The 18,263-nt window shown below is 56.8% G+C and carries 14 protein-coding genes and 1 tRNA gene; 5 read left to right on the top strand and 10 right to left on the bottom strand.

Translation table 11 applies throughout. The annotated features are described in order from the left end of the window. Window positions 1-30: 30 nt before the first annotated feature. Entirely contained in the window at window positions 31-900 is an 870-nt protein-coding gene (locus DBR02_RS16300) for a helix-turn-helix transcriptional regulator (RefSeq protein ID WP_107534850.1), read from the bottom strand. Window positions 901-1,007: 107 nt separating this feature from the next. On the opposite strand from DBR02_RS16300, the gene DBR02_RS16295 reads away from it, so the two are divergent. After that, complete coding sequence (locus tag DBR02_RS16295; RefSeq protein ID WP_107534849.1) at window positions 1,008-2,444, top strand: MFS transporter; 1,437 nt, start codon at window positions 1,008-1,010, stop codon at window positions 2,442-2,444. 67 nt (window positions 2,445-2,511) lie between these two features. Continuing rightward, complete coding sequence (locus DBR02_RS16290; protein WP_107534848.1) at window positions 2,512-3,756, top strand: mechanosensitive ion channel family protein; 1,245 nt, start codon at window positions 2,512-2,514, stop codon at window positions 3,754-3,756. Here the strand turns inward: DBR02_RS16290 and DBR02_RS16285 are convergent, their stop codons facing one another. The 9 genes from DBR02_RS16285 to DBR02_RS16245 form a co-directional block, all read right to left on the bottom strand. Further along, window positions 3,757-4,728, bottom strand: coding sequence for a LacI family DNA-binding transcriptional regulator (locus DBR02_RS16285; protein ID WP_107534847.1), 972 nt, complete (start codon window positions 4,726-4,728; stop codon window positions 3,757-3,759). Window positions 4,729-4,803: 75 nt separating this feature from the next. Continuing rightward, a complete protein-coding gene (locus DBR02_RS16280) occupies window positions 4,804-5,946 on the bottom strand; it encodes a Gfo/Idh/MocA family protein (protein ID WP_107534846.1) in 1,143 nt (380 codons plus the stop codon). Then, window positions 5,939-6,964, bottom strand: a complete 1,026-nt coding sequence (locus DBR02_RS16275) for a sugar phosphate isomerase/epimerase family protein (RefSeq protein ID WP_107534845.1) — start codon at window positions 6,962-6,964, stop codon at window positions 5,939-5,941. The genes DBR02_RS16280 and DBR02_RS16275 overlap by 8 nt, the downstream gene beginning before the upstream one ends. A gap of 15 nt (window positions 6,965-6,979) precedes the next feature. After that, complete coding sequence (locus DBR02_RS16270) at window positions 6,980-8,215, bottom strand: MFS transporter (protein ID WP_107535655.1); 1,236 nt, start codon at window positions 8,213-8,215, stop codon at window positions 6,980-6,982. A 276-nt stretch (window positions 8,216-8,491) separates the two neighbouring features. Then, complete coding sequence (gene pheP / locus DBR02_RS16265; protein WP_107534844.1) at window positions 8,492-9,880, bottom strand: phenylalanine transporter; 1,389 nt, start codon at window positions 9,878-9,880, stop codon at window positions 8,492-8,494. A gap of 102 nt (window positions 9,881-9,982) precedes the next feature. Then, window positions 9,983-11,956: a PhoX family protein gene (locus tag DBR02_RS16260; RefSeq protein ID WP_107534843.1), complete on the bottom strand. Its 1,974-nt coding sequence runs from the start codon at window positions 11,954-11,956 to the stop codon at window positions 9,983-9,985. Window positions 11,957-12,084: 128 nt separating this feature from the next. Continuing rightward, a complete protein-coding gene (locus DBR02_RS16255; RefSeq protein ID WP_107534842.1) occupies window positions 12,085-14,268 on the bottom strand; it encodes a TonB-dependent receptor in 2,184 nt (727 codons plus the stop codon). 218 nt (window positions 14,269-14,486) lie between these two features. Next, window positions 14,487-14,762: a DUF1471 family periplasmic protein YahO gene (yahO, locus tag DBR02_RS16250; protein ID WP_022647318.1), complete on the bottom strand. Its 276-nt coding sequence runs from the start codon at window positions 14,760-14,762 to the stop codon at window positions 14,487-14,489. A gap of 238 nt (window positions 14,763-15,000) precedes the next feature. After that, window positions 15,001-15,077: transfer RNA gene (locus DBR02_RS16245), tRNA-Arg, on the bottom strand. Between the two features lie 303 nt (window positions 15,078-15,380). On the opposite strand from DBR02_RS16245, the gene DBR02_RS16240 reads away from it, so the two are divergent. The 3 genes from DBR02_RS16240 (at window position 15,381) to fimZ (ending at window position 18,225) form a co-directional block, all read left to right on the top strand. After that, window positions 15,381-16,043 (top strand): EAL domain-containing protein, encoded by a 663-nt coding sequence (locus DBR02_RS16240; protein ID WP_107534841.1) that lies wholly within the window; start codon window positions 15,381-15,383, stop codon window positions 16,041-16,043. A 24-nt stretch (window positions 16,044-16,067) separates the two neighbouring features. After that, a complete protein-coding gene (locus DBR02_RS16235) occupies window positions 16,068-16,784 on the top strand; it encodes a helix-turn-helix transcriptional regulator (protein ID WP_107534840.1) in 717 nt (238 codons plus the stop codon). Window positions 16,785-17,592: 808 nt separating this feature from the next. After that, a complete protein-coding gene (gene fimZ / locus DBR02_RS16230; RefSeq protein ID WP_063451623.1) occupies window positions 17,593-18,225 on the top strand; it encodes a fimbria biosynthesis transcriptional regulator FimZ in 633 nt (210 codons plus the stop codon). Window positions 18,226-18,263 lie beyond the last annotated feature (38 nt).

Genomic DNA, 18,263 nt, shown 5'->3' with positions numbered 1-18,263 from the left:
TTGATTCCCTGAAAGCGCCTCGCAAAAAACTTATTTCCCCTGCCCGGCAAGCCACGCCATCGCCCGCTCTCCCGCCTCGTCTACCGGGAGATACACCAGCAGCCGCGATCCGTTTCGCGGCGCGGAGTACCAGTACATCTGCTGGAGATGGAAATCCCCCAGTTCAGGATGGGTAAATAGCTTGAGCTGATTCTCCACGCCGCGCACGTCGTTGCGCTGGTGCCACAGGGTTTTGAACTCCTCGGAAACCGCAAAAAAACGCGCCAGCTTCGCTTCCCAGAGCGGGTCGCCCCGGTGTTCGGCCATTGCCGCGCGGAAATAGGAGACGAAAATCGGCAGCACGTCGTCACGTTTGCCGAGCCGCGCGCGCCACGCTGGATGGGTGAGGAAGAGATAAATACAGTTGCGATCTTCCGGCGGTATGGCGTTGAAATCGACGCCCATCAGATGCCCGAAGCTGTCGTTCCAGGCCACGATATCGAAATTCGGTTTCTGAATGCTGGCGGGTTTTGGCATCAGCGTATCCAGCAGGCGACGCGTGCCTTCGCTGATCCCCTCGCAGCAGACCGCCTGCGGGGCTTCACCCGGCGGCAAACCGGCGAGCACAAAAAGATGTCGGGCTTCGGTCGGGGTGCATTGCAGCGCTTTTGCGATGGCGGCCATCACCGCGCTGGACGGGTTGACGTCCCTGCCCTGTTCCAGCCAGGTGTACCAGGTGACGCCGACGTCCGCGAGCATCGCCACCTCCTCGCGGCGCAGGCCCGGCGTGCGGCGGCGGCCGCTGCGCGGTAAGCCGAGGCGCTGCGGGTCAAGGCTTTCACGCCGGGCACGTAAAAAGGCGCCCAGCTGCTTGCGGGTGTCATCCTGGAGAGAGGTGACAGGTTCAGACATCAGCGCCATAAAATCTCCTGCATGGTAGTGCCAGTACCAGTATAAGCAAGAACTGGTACCCGTTTATCAGATGGTTGATGCTACGACTCTACGCTGTTTGACGCAATGGAGTCACCATGAATACGTCAGTTGTTTCACCGGGTCGTGCGGGCCTGATACTGCTGTTAACCGGCCAGATGCTGCCGCTGATTGATACCTCAATCACCAACGTGGCGCTGGATTCCATCACCCAGTCGTTACACGCCACTGCTACCGAACTGGAGCTGATTGTCGCCCTCTACGGCGTGGCCTTCGCCGTCTGTCTGGCCCCCGGCAGCAAGCTGGGCGATAACCTTGGCCGCCGTCGTCTGTTTATGTGGGGCGTGGCGAGTTTTGGCCTGGCCTCGCTGCTGTGCGGCATGGCGGGCAATATTGAACAGCTGCTTGCCGCGCGCATTATTCAGGGTGCGGGCGCCGCGCTTATCATGCCGCAAATTCTTGCGACGCTGCATGTCACGTTAAAGGGGACGGCACACGCCAAAGCGATCAGCCTGTTCGGGGGGATCGGCGGGATTGCGTTTATCGTCGGCCAGATGGGTGGCGGCTGGCTGGTGTCGGCGGACATCGCCGGGCTGGGCTGGCGCAACGCCTTCTTTATCAACGTGCCGATTTGTCTGGTGGTGCTGGCGTTAAGCCGTCGCTACGTGCCGGAAACCCGCCGCGATACGCCGTCGCGCATTGACTGGACCGGAACCGTCCTGCTGACGGCGATACTGTGCTGTCTGCTGTTCCCGATGGCGCTCGGCCCGCAGTGGCACTGGTCCTGGCCGCTGAAGGCCGCGCTGATGGCGATTGTGCCGCTGGCCGGGTTAATGGTGCTGAACGCGCACAAAAAAGAGCGTGAGGATGCCCACCCGCTGATTGCGCCGCGCCTGTTGCAGCTGCGCAGCATTCGCTTTGGCGTGCTGATTGGGATGCTCTTTTTCAGCGTCTGGTCCGGGTTTATGTTCTGCATGGCGCTGACCATGCAAAGCGGTCTGGGGATGGCGCCGTGGCAGTCCGGAAACAGCTTTATCGCGCTCGGCGTGACCTATTTTATCTCTGCCTGGTTCGCCCCACGCCTGATTGCCCGCTACAGCACCAGCGCCATCCTGCTGACCGGGCTTGCGATTCAGCTTGTCGGCCTGGTGGCGCTGATCGCCACGTTCCGCCACTGGGGAATGCACAATACCGCGCTGACGCTGGCCCCGGCTACCGGGCTGGTGGGTTACGGGCAGGCGCTGATTGTGAACAGCTTCTACCGCATCGGGATGCGCGATATCCAGCCTGACGACGCAGGGGCCGCGAGTGCGATTTTAAGCACCCTGCAACAAGCTGCGCTGGGGCTTGGCCCGGCCATTTTTGGCGCAATTTTGCTGCACGGGCTGCACACTCATCACGGCGATTACACCCAGGCGGTCAACGTCTTTCTGATGGTGGAAACGGCCATGATGGTGGTGCTGGCGCTGGCCACGCTGCGCATGCGCCATCGCCTGAGTTTACCGGTCGTCAAGGCCTGCCCGACGACAAAATAAAACAGCCTGAATTTGCATAATAGATCCGCAGCCGCCATTATGGGGCTGCATCAATACAGGAGACGTTATGCAGGAATTAATTGCTCAGGTTGAAGAGTTAGGGATTGAAATTAATCACACCACCTCTTTAGTGATTATTTTTGGTATTATTTTTCTTACCGCCATCATTGTTCATTTTATTCTGCACAAAGTGGTGCTGCGCGCCTTCGAGAAACGCGCGCAGGCCAGCAGCCATTTATGGTTGCAGATCATCACTCAGAACAAGTTATTTCACCGTCTGGCGTTTACCCTTCAGGGGATAATCGTCAACGTTCAGGCGGTACTGTGGCTGCAAAAAGGCAGCGAAGCAGCGGAAATGCTCACCACCTGCGCAAAGCTGTGGGTGATGGTATATGCCCTGCTCTCTTTCTTCTCGCTGCTGGACGTCATATTCAATCTGTCGCAGAAAATGGCCACCGCGTCGCAGCTGCCGCTGAAGGGCATATTCCAGGGCATCAAGCTGGTGAGCGCCATTCTGGTGGGGATCTTAATTATCTCCCTGCTGATCGGCCAGTCTCCCGCCATTCTGATAAGCGGCCTGGGTGCGATGGCTGCCGTTCTGATGTTGGTATTCAAAGATCCGATCCTGGGCTTAGTGGCCGGCATTCAGCTCTCCGCCAACGACATGCTCAAGCTCGGTGACTGGCTGGAAATGCCGAAATACGGCGCCAACGGCACGGTGACGGATATCGGCCTGACCACCGTTAAGGTGCGCAACTTCGACAACACCATTACCACCATCCCGACCTGGGCGCTGGTCTCCGACGCGTTCATCAACTGGAGCGGTATGTCCGCCTCCGGCGGCCGCCGCATTAAGCGCAGCCTGAATATCGACACCACCAGCATTCATTTTCTCGACGAGCAGGAGCAGCAGAAGCTGATTCAGGCGAAACTGCTGAAGCCCTATCTGGCCGCGCGCCATGAGGAAATTAACCTGTGGAATCAGCAAAACGGGGAAGGAGAATCGGTATTAAACCTGCGCAAGATGACCAATATCGGCACCTTCCGCGCCTACCTGAATGAATATCTGCGTAACCATCCGCGTATTCGTAAAGATATGACGCTGATGGTGCGCCAGCTGGCGCCGGATGCCAACGGGCTGCCGATTGAAATATATGCCTTTACCAATACGGTCATCTGGACGGAATACGAAGATATTCAGGCCGATATCTTCGACCATATTTTCGCGGTAGTGGATGAGTTTGGCCTGCGTATTCATCAGTCACCGACCGGAAACGATATTCGCTCGCTGGCAGGGGTTATTGCCAGATAATCAGGCGCTGGCGCGGGAAATAAAGCGCCAGCCCATCATCACCCTTTCCGTGGGCGCATCCGGGTTGTCGATCTTATTTAAGAGCAGATCGACCGCCTTGCGCCCGATATCCCGCGACGGCTGTTCGATGGTGGTAAGTGAAATCATGTCCGCCAGCTCCGTACCGTCAAAGCCGACCACGGCAATATCCTCCGGCACCCGCAGACCTGCCTGCTGAATGGCGCGCAACGCGCCCGCCGCCAGCGTATCGGAAACGGCAAATACCGCGTCCGGCGGATTATCTTTTAACAGGTTTTGCATCGCCGCCATGCCCGCTCTGGAGCTGAGCTCACTGGCGTACTCCACCGCCTGATAGTCCAGACCCCGCAGGTGGATCACGCTCTTATAGCCGCGCTCGCGCAGACGGGCATATTTGTAGCTGAGGTCGTGGTTGATCAGCGCGATGCGTTTGCGTCCTCCGTCGGCCAGCTGGCTGACAACGTGCTGGGAGGCATCAACATCGTTTATCCCCACGCAGGAAACCGCCCCCGCATCCGCGTATTCGGCGCACTGCACCCACGGCGCAGAACCAATCAGCGCCGCCAGTTCCGGCAGTTTTGAAAATGCATCCATGGTAATGATGCCGTCGACGATTTTGCCCGACAGCAGGCTTAAGCCCGAGCGGGAGCGCTCAATGTCCGAGCCGGAGTTGCACAGCAAAATGCGATAGCCGTTCTTTTCCGCCTCGGCTTCGATGCCCTTCACCACTTCGGCGCAGAACGGGTTGGCGATGTTCGAGACCATCACCAGGATCATATAGCTGCGGGCGGTGCGCAGCTGACGCGCCAGCAGATTGGGCTGATAGTTACTCTCCTGGATCGCCTGCAAAACGCGCTCGCGGTTTTTCGCCTTCACGGTATCGCTGTTGTTCAGCACGCGGGAGACCGTTGCCACGGAAACCCCGGCCAGCTGAGCGATTTTCTGAATTGACATAGCGACGATACATCCTGCGGTTAGCGTTTTGTGCAGGCTATCATAAATTCGTTGCCCGGCGAACCGGGCAATGCGTCAGCGTTCCACGCGCACCCAGCGCTGCTGCTGATGACTTTTCACAATAGCATCAATGATATACATCACGTTTGCGCCATCGTGGAAGGTGGCAAACTGCGCCGCCTCAGGCATTACACCGGCCTGCACGGCACGGTAAAACTGCGCCATCATATTCTTAAAAGCATCCGGCCAGCCTTCAATGTGCCCACCGGGGAAGTGGGCGCTGTCGGCCACGTCACGGTTCATCAGGCCTGGATCGTCGGTGAGCGTCTGGTTGGCCCGGTCGCGATGGCCGATCCACAGCTGCTGCGGGATCTCCTGATCCCATGCCACCGACCGCTCGCTGCCGTTAATTTCAAAGGTCAGACGGTTTTTTCGCCCGGCGCTCACCTGCGAGACGCTAAAGCTGCCTTTGCTGCCATCGTCAAAGCGGAACAGCACCGAGCCGAAGTCTTCGGTCGTGACCGGTTTGTCTTCATACTCCGCCTGCTCGTCATGGGAGAAGGTCTGATGACCGCCCGCGCTGGCCTTGCGCGTCGGCCAGACGATGGATAAATCAGCCATCACCTCGGTAATGCGCCTGCCGGTCACATACTGCACCGTATCGCACCAGTGGGAGCCGATATCCGCCACCGCCCGCGATGCGCCGCCGAGCGCGGCATCCACCCGCCAGTTGTAGTCGGTTTCCAGCAGCATCCAGTCCTGGAGGTAGCTGCCGTGTGAGGCAAAAATCCGCCCGAGGCTGCCCGCGCGCATCATGCTCGCCGCCTGACGCACCATCGCAAACTGGCGATAGACGAAGCTCACGCCGTGCACCACGCCCGCCCGCTCCGCCAGCGCCACCAGCTCGCGCGCCTCCTCAGGCGTCATGCACAGTGGCTTTTCGGAAAACACGTGCTTGCCCGCTCGCAGGATCTGGCGGTTAATCTGTGCGTGCAGGTGGTTCGGCGTGCAGTTGTGCACCACGTGCAAATCAGGGTGCGCGAGCAGCGCCTCAACGCTGCCGTACGCGTGCGGTACGTTTAGCAGGCGCGCCTTTTCCTGTGCCTTAACGAGCGAGCCGTCGCACAGCGCGACCACCTGAACAAACCCGAGGCGCCTGAGCGCCTCGATATGTGCCGGGCCAATAAACCCGCTGCCGACGATCCCGACATTAATCATGGCTGCCCCCTGCGGCGAAATCGTCAAACGCCCGTCCGGAAACGGGAATGATGTGGCGGCGGATAAATTCGCTGCCTTCACTCGCCCCGGTATCGCCATCCTTCATGCAGCACTCCCACTCCAGCACCGCCCAGCCGTCATAGTCGTACTGGGTCAGCTTGCTGAAAATGCCTTTGAAGTCGATCTGCCCGTCGCCGGGCGAGCGGAAGCGTCCGGCGCGGTTGATCCACGGCTGGTAGCCGCCGTACATGCCGCTGCGCCCGCTGGGACGAAACTCGGCATCCTTCACGTGGAACGCTTTAATACGCGCATGGAAGATGTCGATAAAGGCCAGATAGTCCATCTGCTGGAGCAGCATATGGCTTGGATCGTAGAGAATGTTGCAGCGCGGATGGTTGTCCACCAGCGCCAGAAAACGCTCGAAGGTGACGCCGTCGTGCAGATCTTCCCCCGGATGCAGCTCAAAACAGACGTCCACGCCCTGTTCGTCGAAGGCATCCAGAATTGGTCGCCAGCGATCCGCCAGCGCCTGGAACGCCTCCTGAAAACGCTGCTCGTTGTGCGGCGGCCACGGATAGAAAAACGGCCACGCCAGCGAGCCGGAGAAGGTCGCGTGCGCCTTCAGCCCTAATCTTGCCGAGGCGACCGCCGCCTGCTTCAGCTTCTCCGTGGCCCACGCCCGACGCGCAGCATCGTTACCGCGCACGGACGCGGGCGCGAAGTGGTCAAACGCGTCGCTGTAGGCGGGGTTCACCGCCACGAGCTGCCCTTCCAGATGGGTAGACAGTTCGCTGATCGCCAGCCCGTGCGCGGCCAGCTTAGCGGCGATGTCGTCGCAGTAGGCCTGGCTCTCTGCGGCTTTCTCCACGTCAAAGATGTGCGGATGGTTGCAGGGGATCTGCACTGCTTTGTAGCCCTTCGCAGCCGCCCATCCGGCCAGCCCGTCAAGGGTGTTGAACGGCGCCTTCTCGCTAATAAACTGCGACAGAAAAATGCCGGGTCCTTTCATCGTCCTCATACCACCTCCTGAACGTTACGCCTTATCATCGTCATACTTAAACGTGAGAAGGAAAATCAGCGCGATCGCCGCGGCCGCCACCGCCGGGATCCACCAGAATGTTACCCACGCCTGCGGCACGGTCTGCCCTGCCACCAGGCGGTTATAGAGCGCGCCGGAAATCTGCGAGCCGAGCAGCATGCCGATGCCGTAAGTGAACATCACGATCATGCTCTGGGCCTGGCCTTTCACCTTTTCGCCCGCCACCCGGTCGGTGTAGATAAAGCCGACGACAAAGAAGAAATCGTAGCAGACGCCGTGCAGCAGAATGCCGAGATACAGGAGAATGCGTCCTTCCTCGCTGACGCCCAGCGCGAACATGGCGTAGCGCACGAACCACGCCAGCATGCCGATCAGCAGCATGACCTTCACCCCCAGGCGGCGGAACAGCAGCGGAATGACCAGCATGAAGACGATCTCGGACATCTGCCCGAAGGACATGGCGGTGCTGACGTCGGCAATTCCCGCATCCGCCAGATACGAGGCGGTGTAGGCGTAATAGGTGCCGAGCGGAACGGAGATCAGCATCGCGCAGACGGAGAAGACGAAAAAGTGGCGGGTTTTGAGCAGCGCGAACGCATCCGCGCAGAAGAGATCCCGCACCTTCACCGGCAGGCCTTTCGCCGGCGCAGGCGTGTGCGGCAGCGTCAGGCTGTAAAGCGCCAGCAGCACGGAGCTGGCCGCCGCCACCTGAAAGATGGTGACGCTGGACGCCACGCCGGTGACGCCGATGAAAATGCCCGCCACGATCCAGCCGATGGTGCCGAACACGCGCACCACCGGGAAGGTTTTATCCACGTTGGCCAGGCTGTGAAACGCGATGTTGTTAGTCAGCGCCAGCGTCGGCATGTAGCAGAGGGTGTAGCCAAACAGCAGGCCAATCAGCAGCGCGCCGTTCCCGGCAATTAGCGCTCCCGGCACGAACAAAAGGATCGCCGCGCCCGCGAGGTGCATCACCGCCATCACCTTCTGCGAGGCGAAGAAGCGGTCCACCAGCATGCCGAGCACGAACGGCGAGAGAATGGAGGCGATGGGCCCGGCGGAGAACGCATCGCCAATCAGCAGAGACATGTTGTACTGGGTCATCACCAGGCCGAGCGTGACCGACCAGCTACCCCAGATAAAAAATTGCAGAAACATCATCAGCGACAGCCGCGGCACCAGCAGCCGGTGCTGTGTTATCGCCTTTTCACTACCGTCAGTTGACACCATGATAAGCCTCGCCCGGGTAAAGTAATCGATTACAAAACGGTTCATATAAAAAGTAATCGATTACAATTTAAAGATCCTGCGGATCGAAACAGAATTGGGAGGGGGGTCACGATAAAGGTGAAGGGGTTGCCGGGTGACGGCTGCGCCTTACCCGGCCTAAAAATAACGTCCCCGGACATGTAGGCCCGGTAAGCGAAGCGCCACCGGGCGTGAAGGCGGGTGCGGTCAGGTGCCCTCACCCCGGCCCTCTCCCACAGGGAGAGGGAGAAAACCGCGCTACTTTTTGCGTGAAAGCTTAAAGGCAACAAACAGGAACACCACCCATACCGGCAGCAGCATTGCTGAAAGTCGCATCTCATTCATGGTGCACATCAGCACCAGAATCAGCCCCAGGAACGCAATACAGATATAGTTCCCCGCCGGGTAGAGCAGCGCTTTGAACTGCGTCTCGCGTCCCTTACGGCGCATCGCCGCGCGGAAACGTAGGTGCGCGAGGCAGATCATGATCCAGTTCAGCAGCAGCGTCGCCACAACCAGCGCCATCAGCAGGCCGAAGGCCTCTTTCGGCAGCAGGTAGTTGATCAGCACCACCAGCGAGGTGATAGCGCCAGAAAGAAACAGCGAATTGACCGGTACGCCGCGACGGCTGACGCGGGTAAGGAATTTCGGTGCGTTGCCCTGTACGGAGAGGCCAAACAGCATACGGCTGTTGGAGTAGACCCCGCTGTTGTACACCGACAAAGAGGCCACCAGAATGACGAAGTTCAGCGCCGAAGCCACCACGTTGCTGTTCAGGTCATGGAAAATCATCACAAACGGGCTGCTGTCGGACTTCACTTCCACCCACGGGTAGAGCGCCAGCAGCACCACCAGCGAGCCGATGTAGAACAGCAGAATACGGTACACCACCTGGTTGACTGCTTTCGGAATGCTTTTGTGCGGGTCGCGCGCTTCAGCCGCGGTAATGCCAATCAGCTCCAGACCCCCGAAGGAGAACATAATGACCGCCAGCGAGAGGATAAGCCCTTTCCAGCCGGTCGCCAGGAAGCCGCCGTGCTGCCACAGGTTGTCGATAGTGGCTCGCTCGCCGCCGTGGCCGGAGAACAGCAGCCACAGGCCAAAGCCGATCATGCCGATAATTGCCAGCACCTTAATCAGCGCAAACCAGAACTCGGTCTCACCATACAGGCGCACGTTCACAAGGTTAACGGCGTTAATAATGATGAAGAAAGCCGCCGCCCAGATCCACGTGGGCACGTCCGGTAGCCAGTACTGCATGTAGATGCCGGCGGCGGTCAGCTCCGCCATGCCCACCAGCACGAACATCACCCAGTAGTTCCAGCCGGAGAGGAAGCCTGCGAACGGGCCCCAGTATTTATAGGCAAAGTGCGCGAAGGAGCCGGACACCGGCTCTTCAACGACCATCTCGCCGAGCTGGCGCATGATCAGGAAGGCGATGATCCCGGCGATGCCGTAACCCAGCAGAACCGCGGGACCGGCCATCTGAATGGCGGGGCCGATGCCGAGAAACAGCCCGGTACCGATTGCGCCGCCGAGGGCAATTAACTGAATATGTCGATTTTGCAAACCACGTTGCAGCGTCGGATTCTGATCCGACGAAGCTTCAGCGCTACCATGGCCTGAAGCGGATGACGCGTCTTTCACGCCCTACCCCTGTCTCTTTTTTAGAAGGGGCACGTTTTAACACTTCATGCTGGTGGTAGCAAGCTTAACGCCGGGCCAGCGCATGCGCCCGGCGCGTAAACGTCACGAGCCGATGATCCCGCCGTCCGCTTTCACGATCACCACCGTGGACGATCGCGGGCGTCCGTTCGGGCTGGCGTCCGGCCAGTTTGAGACAGCGCGAGGATTGGCCGGGTCGGTAATATCATCCCCGCCCTCCCCCGGATGCTGAATGTTGATAAACAGCGTGCGGTTGTCCGGCGTAAACGCAATGCCGGTGATCTCACACCCGCGCGGCCCGGTCAGGAAACGGCGATACTCGTTGGTGCCCGGAATGGTCGCCACCATCTGGTTATTGCCCATCCCCTCGTAGGCTTTCTTATTAATGGTGCTGGAGGAGACATCGGTCTGGATCCACAGCACGCCCTGGTGATCGAACGACAGGCCGTCGGGGCTGCCGAATTCCGCGCCCTGCATGGAGCCTTTGGCCTTCGGATCGTCGCCGTCGGTACGCCCGGCCATAACCAGAATATCCCACTTAAAGCGTGCGGCAGCAGGATCGGCCCCGTCTTCATGCCAGTGCATAATATGCCCAAACACGTTGTTGGCGCGCGGGTTGGCGGCATCCACCGGCGCTTTCCCCTCTTTCCCGCGATCGCTGTTGTTGGTGAGCGTACAGTAGACGCTGCCGCTGGCGTGCGGATCGACGGCGATCCACTCGGGGCGATCCATCTTCGTCGCGCCCACCGCGTCGGCCGCCAGGCGGGTTTTAATCAGCAGATCGCCCTGGCTTTCAAACCCGTTGCGCTTATCCAGGCCATTTTGCCCGAAGATCAGCGGCAGCCAGTCGCCGCTGCCGTCCTCGTTGAACCTGGCGACGTACAGCGTGCCGGAGGTCAGCAGCTGCATACTGGCTTCCCGGTTCGCCGGATCGTATTTTTTGTCCGAGACAAACTTATAGATGTACTCGAACTTCTGATCGTCACCCATATAGACCACTACGCGATTATCGGCGGCGAGCGTGACGGCTGCCCCCTCATGCTTGAAGCGTCCGAGCGCGGTGTGCTTGCGTGGCGTGGAGGATGGGTCGTAAGGATCGATCTCCACGACCCAGCCGAAACGGTTAGGTTCGTTAGGCGTTTTATCGACGCTGAACCGCTCATCCACTTCGTTCCAGCGGTAGGATTCATCGCTGTCGCTGATGCCGTAGCGTTTTTCCAGCGGATTGAGATCGGCTTTTTTCACAAAAATATCCGACCAGTTCTCCTCGCAGGTGAGGTAGGTGCCCCACGGTGTATGGCCGTTAGCGCAGTTTTGCATGGTGCCCAGCACGCGCTCCCCCTGCGGGTCGGCGGCGGTTTTCATTAAGTCCTGATGCCGCGCCGGACCGGTAAGCTGCATCGGCGTATTGACGGTAATACGGCGCGCGAACGAAGACGGACGAACCACCTCCCAGCCGCTGCCCGCTTTTTTCACTTCCACCACCGACACGCCCATCGCGTTCTGCCCCTTGCGGGCTTTGTCGAGGCTCCAGTTCGCCGTACCGTCGGTAAACAGCATCCCGTTGTCGATATATTCATGGTTCATCGCCAGCAGGCCATGCTCCGGGCTTTGCCCCCCCTGCGGCAGGCTAAACCACGCCATGCCGTCGTGATGCATGCCCGCCTGCGCGGCCTGTTCGTCCGTGGTGTTGCTGGCGTCCGGCTTAAAGGCCGGCATGTTGTCTTTGAGACCCGTCGGATCGCCCCAGCGATAGAACGGGCGGGCAATATAGCCTTCCGGCACCCTGACCGTATCTTCGGTGGAAACAGAGATGCTGGTAAACCCAAGCGACACCGCTTTTGCCAGCGCGGACGGTTTTGAGACCGCGGCAATGGCGTTCTCAGGTTTGATCAGAAACGGGAATGATACGGCGGCCCCCGCAACGGCCCCCATCTGGAGAAAACGGCGGCGGGAGAGGAACATCTCCGCAACCTCGGAAAATACCGGGTTAGCGCTGCGGTTACTGATATCGTCTTGATGTTCTTTTTTGAAAACAGATTTGAGGGGTCTGCCCATAGCGGCTTCCTGTCATTGGCCAAGAGGTAAAAGAGTTGGCGACCAGTGTAAGAAGCTTTTGTTACAATTTTATAACACGATGACGAAGGGATTGGGGCGTCCCTGCCCCGGATAACGAGGTGGAACGCTTAGAACTCGTAGCCCACCGAGACCTTAAAGGTTCGCGGCTCGCCCTGAGTGATGTAGGTACCGGAATCGTCCACGCTTGACCAGTAGTTTTCGTTGGTCACGTTGTCGATGCCTGCGCGCACCGTCATCTGGTTTTCATTGTGGTTTACCGCGAAGCGATAGCGCATGCCCAGATCCAGCGTGGTGTAGCTGTCCAGCTTTTTGCTGTTCGCGAGATCGGCATACTGCGTGCCGGAGTGGTTAACGCGCGCGGTGGCCGTCAGCCCCTCAATCGGCCTGATATCGTACTCCGCGCCCAGCACGGCGTAGAAGTTCGGAATACCGATCGCATCGTTCCCCTGATTCACGCCATTTTTGGTTTTGGTCAGCTCGGCCTGAAGCCAGGTGGCGCTGGCATTCAGACGCATCCCCAGCATGGGCTCGCCGAAGACGTTCAGCTCCACGCCACGGTTGCGCTGTTCAGCGTCCAGGCCAAAGTGTCCGCTGTCGTCGAGGATAGCAGACGGCATTTTGATTTCAAACAGCGCCAGGGAGCCGCCCACGCGGCCAAAGTCTGCCTTCACGCCCACTTCATTTTGCTTAGAGTGAACGATACCGGTGCTCTGGCCGTAATTGGTGGCGGTGTTAGGTGCGGTTTCACCGGGCTGTAACGCTTCGGTATGGTTAGCGTAAAGGGAGATTTCCTCCCACGGTTTGTAAACCACGCCGTAGGTTGGCATCCAGCGGCTGCCGTCGAAACCGTCCGCGTCGTTTTCCGCGCCGGTGATTTTGTTGTACCCGCGAATAACCACCTTCTGATGGCGCGCGCCGGCGGTGAACAGCAATTTATCGTCCAGCACGCCCAGGGTGTCGCTCAGCAGCCAGCCCTGGGTACGGGTGCGCCCGCTGGTCAGCGGATCGCTGTATTTGCCGCCTGAGCCGCTGAAGTTGGTGCTGTCCGGCATAGCCACGCCGGTGTTGTGGTAGATGTTGGTGGTCGGGTTATCCTTCGTCGCCGACATCTTCCACGCAATCTTTTCGTTTTTGGTCATCGCGGAATAGCCGACGTTGACCTTGTGCGATACGAAGCCGGTAGTGAAGTTACCGCGAATGCCCGCCATCCCGCTGACGGAATCGCTGATGCGGTTGGTGTCGAGACGGCTGACCGTTGCGTTACCGCTCTTGTCCACCAGCTTCGGCGCGCTGTAGATCCCTTCTTCGTGCGCGTGCTGCGCGCCGAGGCCGGTATAGGCCGTCCAGCTGTCGGTGATGTCATACTCGCTGCGCCACATCCCGTACTCGTTTTCGATATCGCTGTAGGCCCACTTCTGCGAGAAGTTGCGATCGTTTTTCGGCGGTTCAGGCACGAAATCCACCGCCGAGATGTTGACGCTGGTCGGGCTGCCGTGGAAGGTTTTCTTCTGATAGCCGAGATCCAGCGAGGTGCGGAAGCGGTCGCCTTTGTAGTCCAGGCCGGTGGAGAGCAGCGTGGTGCGGCGGCGGTCGTTCGGAACGCCGGTTTCGCCTTCACGATGCACGAGGTTCACGCGCGCGCCGAACTGGTCGCTATCACCAAAGCGACGCCCCGCATCCAGCGTGGTGCCAATCTGGGAATCCGAGGTGTAGTCCACGCCCACTTTCGCCTGCGGTGTTTCCCCGGCATGCTTTGGCTCAAGGTTAATCATCCCGCCCACGCCCGAGCTTGCCGCGCCGTTCATCAGGGCGTTTGCCCCTTTGAAGATCTCAATGCGGTCGACCATCTGGGCATCCACCACCTGACGCGGCAGCACACCGGAGAGGCCACCGAAGGTCATGTCGTCGCCGTCAAACTTCAGGCCGCGAATACGGAAGGTTTCCGCGCTGTTGCCGTAACCCTGCACAAACTGCACGCCCGCGTCGTTCGCGACTACGTCAGCAATGGTTTTTGCCTGCTGATCTTCCACCAGCTTCGAGGTGTAGCTGATGATGTTGAACGGCACGTCCATGGCGTTCTGCTGACCGAGCATCCCCATACGTCCACCGTTGGCCACCTGCCCGTCAAGGAAGGCGGGCACCAGCTGGTCACCGCCGGGTTTAAAATCACTCCCCGCGGTGGACTGGACAACGATGGTGTCTTCTTTTTTTTCATCCGCCGCAAAGGCGGAGTGGGTAACCGCGCCAATGGCAATCGCCAGCAGCGTTTTGTGCATTGTGGTGTTGTTCATAGTTAACTCGTTTAACGTGCGCGCAAAAATGACCCGTTGTCGGGCCTTAGAATTTATTAAGAGAAATGCAAATGAGAACTATACGTATTATCCATGCGTTATCAAGCGTAAACGCGCGTTTCTTTCTGTGTAAACGGTGAAAGTAAGACGGGAGGGTATGCAGGCGGGAGAAAGCGTGACGCACAGCCACCCCGCGTACGGGGGTGGCTGATCAGGCATTATTTTTTCTTGTAGATATCGGCGGTGCCGTGAATTTTGTTGTTGGTGTTACCGGAGGTCAGCACCAGCACATCAGCGCCTTCTTTATCGGCTTTCTCGACCAGCTCTTTTTTCGCATCATCGACAGAGACTTCGTTAGCGGTGCTCACGGTACCGATTTTTTCGTACTGCGATTCAACTTTTTCGAATTCGTTTTTTGTCATCATTTCAGCCGCAAAGGCGTTGGTGGTAAACAGAAACGCGGTGCCCAACAAAATAGCAGTCGTTTTTTTCATAACCTTTTTCCTTGAGATTAATGAGCAACTACGAAAAGGCCCCACGCGAAACGGTGAGGTGTAATGAGCATGGTAGAGGAACGGCAAAAATGCCATAGCGTAAGAAAAATACTGTTATAACAGCCAATTATGCTGTCAAAAATGTGAATTAACGCTTTTTTTTAGCGTTGTTGTCCCAAATATGTCCAACAGCGGAAATCAGGAGAATGTGAAGGAGGCTTAAGTGTATGATATTTAATGGCACGCCCTGTAGGATTCGAACCTACGACCTACGGCTTAGAAGGCCGTTGCTCTATCCAACTGAGCTAAGGGCGCACGGAGAAGAGTATACTTCGCGGTGGTGAAACGCCTGGAATTATACGGTCAATGCGTAGTGAGTCAATGCCTTTTCCGCCTTCTCTGCCGATAATGACTAGCTGATTGTAAATACGGCTGTTTTTTCAACATTTATGCTCCTTTTACGGGCTGCGAAAAGGCTTAGCCGCTTTTAAGTAACGCCTGCTGTTTTCCTGTTTACTTCGCCGTCACACTGTCCTGCGGTATCCCGGCCACCTGGAGGCTGGAAGTGAACAGGACGACGGAGTGACAGCGCCAGACCAGACAGGTTTCCCCTCGTGCATGCAGCACATCTCACGCGACATTACAGGCATCAAGCTTGAACCCATTGTCGCCCTCTCCTCTTCCCGCACAATTGGGGCCGAAGTGCTCAGCGTGCTGTCACCGCATCAGCAAAGCGAAGACTTTTTCCGCGACTGGTCCGCCGCCCGGGCGCTTATGCTGCTGGAAGCCCAGATCGCTGCGTTAAAAAAACCCTCTCCCTGTGACAACCTTTTCATAAATGTGCCGATAACCGTTCTGACCATCCCGGATATGTTCCAGCGTTTACTGCAACTTAACAGCCCGCCGCTGAACATTGAACTCGTGGAGCCTGCCTCGTTCTTTTCCCTCTCAGACCCGACACGTCTGAGGGTAAGTTGTGCGCTTCAGCAGTTGACGGCGCAGGGGCATCGGATCTGGCTGGATGATATTGATGAAGCGTCAGGGCGCGCATTTTTATCCTGCCGTCTGCCGTTAAGCGGAATCAAAATCGATAAGATGGCTTTCTGGCGACTACGTGCAACGCCAGCGCTGACGCAGCTGGTCGCGCTTTGTTCAAAAATTGCTGCCAATGTGCTTATAGAAGGCATTGAAACAGAAAAGGATCGTGAGTGTGCGCTTCAGGCTGGCGCGCGCTTCGGTCAGGGATATTATTGGCCATCCTGGAGATGGCAGGAGGACTGAACGGTCATCGCCAAGAGGGAAGCTATGCGAATGACAGTACGCCGTTACCGGCGTCGTCGGACAGGAAGTGATTCACTGGGTTCTACGCACTCGCCTTTTGCTCTCCCATTTTTTGATCGTCTCGAATATTTGAGCCAGTCAATCAACCAGACCCGCAAAACCGATGCTCCCTTTATCGTTCTGGTCACACAGGATAACTTTTTCCGTTCCGGTTTTCTGAGCGGGCATTCGCCCCTGAGCAATTGCTGCGACTACTCCACGCTGGAAGCAGCCCTCAGCGATTTGAATCAATGGCCTTCATCACGTCTGGTGGTAGACGTAGAGAGCCGCGCCTCGCCGCTGATTGACCTGCTGGACCGATTACGACGCCACAGCCTGTACCCTCCCTTCCTCACCCCCTACCTGCTCATCCGCGCCGATGATTACGATACACGCCTGTTTTGCAAAGCGGCTGGCCCTTTTCACGTGCTTGAACGGCAGCTTTCGGCGCTGGCTATGCAACAAACGTTGCTGGAGCCGCCGTCTCCCGTCGGCCACCGGAAAGAGTGGTTTTCCAGGGAAGAATGGCCAATCTTACAGGCGCTGTCGCAGGGTCGCTCCCTGCGTCAGATCGCGCAGATACAGAACCGTCCCTATAGCCGCATTATTTACCGTCTCAGCTGCATCCTGGCGAAACTTGGGCTGAACCATCGTCACGAGTTGCTACATCTTCTCAACAACCTCTCAGATTTCACGTATTAACGTATTCAATAACCCCTTAATTCCTAAAGACCTTTAGGAAAATACTTAGGATATATGTTAAATTTTTGTGTTTTTTAACAAAACTTTCGATTTTATAACTATTCCTAATTCTTCGCCCTCAACCGCGCGAAATGCTGTTTATATGCTCAATCAGAGTACTTTTATCCAGGGGTTAAGGACCTGACGTTTTCGTTAACAGAGTGATAATGGTGTAAAAACAAGCGATTTACGTGTAAATAAACGCGATGAGAGGTGAAGAAAACAGCAGATAGTGCTGTTCTTACGCCGGGATCTTAAGCCTGGCCTGAGGCGTTTATAAAGGGGTGATGACGTGCGAAAGCGCGGATATCAGGGGTGGCGAGCGGGCAGGATGACCTCCGTCACAGACTGCGTATTGTTAACATTTTAGCAACATACAGTAATATCGTTTATTTTTTGTTATTACATAAAGATGAAAGTGTGTGGTAAATGCAATATCAGGACATTTTTGCTAAATTTAAAAAGGTAGCGATTCAGATCCAGAAGATAATAATCAGCAATATATGGATATTAATTTACAGGCTTTTCGGACATTACTTAAACGGTATAATAAGACGTGTTTGACACACTAATAAGAAAAATCATTTTGCCATAACCAGCCTTATGAGATAACTGCGCTGAGGCATCGATATCACACTACGTAAACAAGGATGCTTTCGCTCTTCCCCGGGACATTTACCGTAGAAGGATCTGCGCAATTATCCTTCCGGCTTTTCGAGAGTTTTTACAAAACTCAGCATAACGCTTTTAACAATCTGAGGCATAAAAAATGAAACCGGCATCCGTTATCATTATGGACGAACACCCTATCGTCAGAATGTCGATAGAAGTCCTGCTACAGAAAAATAAAAACATCCAGGTAAAACTGAAGTCAGGCGACAGCCACGAAGTGCTTGACTGTATACGCAACCACCCTATCGACCTGGTCATTCTGGATATTGAAATGACGGGCACGGATGGGTTCGTATTATTGAAAAGAATCAGGAACTTAAACAAAGACATTAAGGTGCTTTTCCTCTCTTCAAAATCAGAAGCCTTCTATGCCGGTCGCGCCATTCGCGCCGGGGCCAATGGTTTTGTCAGCAAGCGAAAAGATTTGGGAGAAATTTATAACGCAGTGGAAATGATACTGATGGGCTATTCTTTTTTCCCGTCAGAAACGTTGAGTTTTATAAATCATCTGGGCTCCCGGACAGGCGCCGCTGTGGATATGCCTTTATCGAATCGTGAGGTGACGGTTTTGCGGTATCTGGCGAACGGATTATCTAATAAGGAGATTGCCGATCAATTATTACTTAGCAACAAAACAATTAGCGCCCATAAGTCTAATATCTTTTCGAAGCTGGGCGTGCAGAGTATCGTTGAATTAATTGATTACGCGAAAGCGCACGAATTATTGTAACCTGACACTCTCCCTGCAACGGATAACCGTTACAGGGA

The sequence above is a fragment of the Enterobacter cloacae complex sp. genome (genome assembly GCF_900322725.1).
GTDB lineage: Bacteria > Pseudomonadota > Gammaproteobacteria > Enterobacterales > Enterobacteriaceae > Enterobacter > Enterobacter quasihormaechei.
This window is presented reverse-complemented; position numbering and strand designations above follow the sequence as displayed.

Coding starts and splice junctions, on each gene's coding strand:
- DBR02_RS16300 (WP_107534850.1), bottom strand. CDS start 900: ATGGCGCTGATGTCTGAACCTGTCACCTCTCTCCAGGATGACACCCGC.
- DBR02_RS16295 (WP_107534849.1), top strand. CDS start 1,008: ATGAATACGTCAGTTGTTTCACCGGGTCGTGCGGGCCTGATACTGCTG.
- DBR02_RS16290 (WP_107534848.1), top strand. CDS start 2,512: ATGCAGGAATTAATTGCTCAGGTTGAAGAGTTAGGGATTGAAATTAAT.
- DBR02_RS16285 (WP_107534847.1), bottom strand. CDS start 4,728: ATGTCAATTCAGAAAATCGCTCAGCTGGCCGGGGTTTCCGTGGCAACG.
- DBR02_RS16280 (WP_107534846.1), bottom strand. CDS start 5,946: ATGATTAATGTCGGGATCGTCGGCAGCGGGTTTATTGGCCCGGCACAT.
- DBR02_RS16275 (WP_107534845.1), bottom strand. CDS start 6,964: ATGAGGACGATGAAAGGACCCGGCATTTTTCTGTCGCAGTTTATTAGC.
- DBR02_RS16270 (WP_107535655.1), bottom strand. CDS start 8,215: ATGGTGTCAACTGACGGTAGTGAAAAGGCGATAACACAGCACCGGCTG.
- DBR02_RS16260 (WP_107534843.1), bottom strand. CDS start 11,956: ATGGGCAGACCCCTCAAATCTGTTTTCAAAAAAGAACATCAAGACGAT.
- DBR02_RS16255 (WP_107534842.1), bottom strand. CDS start 14,268: ATGAACAACACCACAATGCACAAAACGCTGCTGGCGATTGCCATTGGC.
- yahO (WP_022647318.1), bottom strand. CDS start 14,762: ATGAAAAAAACGACTGCTATTTTGTTGGGCACCGCGTTTCTGTTTACC.
- DBR02_RS16240 (WP_107534841.1), top strand. CDS start 15,381: ATGCAGCACATCTCACGCGACATTACAGGCATCAAGCTTGAACCCATT.
- DBR02_RS16235 (WP_107534840.1), top strand. CDS start 16,068: ATGCGAATGACAGTACGCCGTTACCGGCGTCGTCGGACAGGAAGTGAT.
- fimZ (WP_063451623.1), top strand. CDS start 17,593: ATGAAACCGGCATCCGTTATCATTATGGACGAACACCCTATCGTCAGA.